Origin of the sequence: Methylobacterium sp. WL116, assembly GCF_008039455.1 — a bacterium.
Lineage (GTDB): Bacteria > Pseudomonadota > Alphaproteobacteria > Rhizobiales > Beijerinckiaceae > Methylobacterium.
The window spans coordinates 1-904 of the sequence record NZ_VRUV01000950.1 but is presented as its reverse complement, the minus strand read 5'-3'; the positions used below and the strand labels follow the sequence as shown (position 1 = coordinate 904).

Annotated in this window: 1 protein-coding gene; it reads left to right on the top strand. The window is 71.7% G+C overall.

What is annotated here, in order from left to right; genetic code table 11:
* Positions 1-9 precede the first annotated feature (9 nt).
* The coding region (locus FV223_RS28680) for a pseudouridine synthase (protein ID WP_147730003.1) at positions 10-904 on the top strand (895 nt) is incomplete at its 3' end.

Below are 904 nucleotides of genomic sequence, written 5' to 3'. Positions count from 1 at the left end.
GCTTCCGAGATCGCGGCCCCCGAGACCGCGCCGGCGACGGCCGCCCCCGCTGCGCCCGAGACCTACGAGGGCGAGCGCATCGCCAAGGCGATCGCCCGCGCCGGCATCGCCTCTCGCCGCGACGTCGAGGCGATGATCGCGGAAGGCCGCATCACGCTGAACGGCCGCGTGCTCGACACGCCGGCGATCAACGTGACGGATTCCGACGCCATCACCGTCGACGGCGAGCCGCTGCCGACGCGCGAGCGCACCCGGCTCTGGATCTTCCACAAGCCGCGCGGCCTCGTCACCACGGCGCGCGACCCGGAAGGGCGCCAGACCGTGTTCGAGGTGATGCCCGAGGAGATGCCGCGCGTCGTCGCCATCGGCCGCCTCGACATCAACACCGAAGGCCTGCTGCTGCTGACCAACGACGGCGGCCTCGCCAAGGTGATCGCCCATCCCGATACCGGCTGGCTGCGCCGCTACCGCGTGCGTGCCTTCGGCGACATCACGCAGATGGAGCTCGACCAGCTGCGCAAGGGCGTGACCATCGACGGCATGGAATACGGCCCGGTCGAGGCGACCCTCGATCGCGCCAGCGGCGACAACGTCTGGCTGACGCTCGGCCTGCGCGAGGGCAAGAACCGCGAGGTCAAGCGCATCCTCGAGCATCTCGGCCTGTCGGTGAACCGGCTGATCCGGCTGTCGTTCGGGCCGTTCCAGCTCGGCGACCTCGAGGTCGGGCTGACCGAGGAGATCAAGACCAAGGTCCTGAAGGAGCAGCTCGGCAAGGGCCTCGCGAGCCAAGCCGGCGTCGACTTCGAGAGCCCGGTGCGCGAGCCGATCGCGCCCTTCGGCGGCCCGAAGAAGGAGGCCCAGGCCGAGCGCTCGCGCCGGGACGAGGCGCCCCGCGGCCGCGCGC